Below are 2,481 nucleotides of genomic sequence, written 5' to 3'. Positions count from 1 at the left end.
CCCACTCGTCGCTCCGGCATCACAGACCAGGTCCGATATGCGTCGAGTGCAGCCGTTCGGCCCCCCGCCGTATGGGCGTTCTCACGTCGAACGGGCGCTTAGGCACGGGGAGTAAGGGCAATACGTATCGGTATGTCGAGCCGAGCCGCCGCCTGGAGGCAGGAGCATGAGCATCTTGTGGTCACTCCAACTGCGGCGTGAGGCTGCCAGCGTTCCCTTCGCACGGCGTCTGCTGCTCGGGGCGATGGAGACGGCGGGAGTGGACCCGGACATCTGCTACGACCTGTCCGTGGCGCTCAGCGAGGCCTGCGCGAACGCCGTGGAGCACGGTGGGCACGGCGGAGGCGCCGCCGCGGACTACCAGGTCACGGCCTACATGGACGGCGAGCGGTGCCGGATCGAGGTCTCGGACTCGGGCCCCGGCTTCGACAGCGGCGCGCCCAGCCCGGTCCTCCCGCTCCTCCCGGAACCCGGCGCGGAGGCGGAGAGCGGGCGCGGCCTGATGCTGATCCGGAAGCTGGCCGACCACGTCCGCGTCGACAACCTGCCCGGTACGGGCGGTGCGGTCGTCAGCTTCGACAAGCTGCTCAAGTGGCGTGAGAACGCGCCCCTGACCGCGGTCTGAGACCGCGGTCAGCGGCGCGCACGTCGCCGACGGGCCCCGTGCCGCGCCGATGGGCGCCACGGGGCCGGTGACGCATCAGGCGCCGAGGTCCGCCATCCAGGACTCGACGTCTTCGGAGCGGCGCGGGAGGGCGGCCGACAGGTTCCGGTTGCCGTCCTCGGTGACCAGGATGTCGTCTTCGATCCGCACGCCGATGCCGCGGTACTCCTCGGGCACCGTGAGGTCGTCGGCCTGGAAGTAGAGGCCCGGCTCGACGGTCAGGCACATGCCCGGCTCCAGCGTGCCCCCGACGTAGGTCTCGGTGCGGGCGGCCGCGCAGTCGTGGACGTCCATGCCGAGCATGTGCCCGGTGCCGTGCAGGGTCCAGCGGCGCTGCAGACCGAGGTCCAGGACGCGCTCGACCGGGCCCTCGACGAGGCCCCACTCGACCAGCTTCTCGGCCAGCACCCGCTGCGCGGCGTCGTGGAAGTCGCGGTACTTGGCGCCCGGCTTCACGGCGGCGATACCGGCCTCCTGGGCCTCGTACACCGCGTCGTAGATCTTGCGCTGGATGTCGGTGAAGCGGCCGTCGACCGGAAGGGTCCGGGTGACGTCGGCCGTGTAGTACGTGTGCGTCTCCACACCGGCGTCGAGCAGCAGCAGGTCGCCCGCGCGGACCGGGCCGTCGTTGCGGACCCAGTGCAGGGTGCAGGCGTGCGGGCCGGAGGCGGCGATGGTGCCGTAGCCGACGTCGTTGCCCTCGACGCGGGCGCGCAGGAAGAAGGTGCCCTCGACGTACCGCTCGGAGGTGGCCTTGGCCTGGTCGAGGACCTTCACCACGTCCTCGAAGCCGCGGACGGTGGAGTCGACGGCCTTCTGCAGCTCGCCGACCTCGAAGTCGTCCTTGACCAGACGCATCTCGGAGAGGCAGACCCGCAGCTCCTCGTCGCGCTCGGCGGTGACCTTGTCGGTCAGCGCGGCCTCGATGCCGGCGTCGTAGCCGCGCACCACGCGCACCGGGCCGGTGGCCTCGCGCAGCGCGCCGGCCAGCTCGCGCACGTCGGAGCAGGGGATGCCGTACAGCAGCTCCGCCTCGGAGAGCGAGTGGCGGCGGCCGACCCACAGCTCGCCCTGGCCGGAGAGCCAGAACTCGCCGTTCTCGCGGTCGGAGCGCGGCAGCAGGTAGAGCGTGGCGTTGTGCCCGTCCGTGGCCGGCTCCATGACCAGGACGCCGTCCTCGGTCTGGTTGCCGGTGAGGTAGGCGTACTCCACCGAGGCGCGGAAGGCGTACTCGGTGTCGTTGGAACGCGTCTTGAGGTTGCCGGCGGGGACGACCAGGCGCTCGCCCGGGAAGCGGGCGGAGAGCGCGGCGCGGCGGCGGGCGGTCTCCTCCGCCTGCGCGATCGGCTCCAGGTCGCGCAGCTCGGTGTCGGCCCAGCCCGTCCGCATGCTTTCGGCGAGCTCGTCGGACACGCCCGGGTACAGGCCGTTCTTGCGCTGCTTGATCGGCTCTTCGGCTTCGGTGTCCGGGGTCTCCGGCAGCTCTTCCGCCACGTCGTCCTCCTCGATGTACTGATGTATGCACCATCGTACGTTTCGGGGAAGGACGGCCCCAGGGGCGGAAGCCGCCCGGTACGCGCGGTCACCGTCCGCCACGCAGGGCATGCGCGGCCTCGGCCCGACCGGACCGCTCGGAGGCGGCTCAGCGGTGCCCGCGGACCGTTCGGCTGCCGCCCGGAGACGGCGAGCGGCCCCGGCCCCGACGCGACCGCTCGGAGGCGGCTCAGCAAGGCCGCGAACCATTCGGCTGCCACGCGCGGAGGCGGCGGTCCGGCGCGCCCCCCGCGGACCGCCGCCTCCGCGCGTGGCAGCCGAAT

General features: G+C 72.3%; 2 protein-coding genes. One reads left to right on the top strand and one right to left on the bottom strand.

What is annotated here, in order from left to right:
- Positions 1 to 166 precede the first annotated feature (166 nt).
- On the top strand, positions 167 to 625 hold the full coding sequence (locus ACOV8S_RS25380; protein ID WP_448320547.1) for an ATP-binding protein: 459 nt from the start codon (positions 167 to 169) through the stop codon (positions 623 to 625).
- Between the two features lie 75 nt (positions 626 to 700).
- Here ACOV8S_RS25380 and ACOV8S_RS25375 read toward each other — a convergent pair whose 3' ends face one another.
- On the bottom strand, positions 701 to 2,158 hold the full coding sequence (locus ACOV8S_RS25375) for an aminopeptidase P family protein (RefSeq protein ID WP_448320545.1): 1,458 nt from the start codon (positions 2,156 to 2,158) through the stop codon (positions 701 to 703).
- Positions 2,159 to 2,481 lie beyond the last annotated feature (323 nt).

It is taken from the genome of Streptomyces sp. CO7 (genome assembly GCF_053474865.1).
The sequence above is the reverse complement of the archived record's forward strand: the minus strand, read 5'-3'. Positions and strand labels throughout refer to the sequence as shown.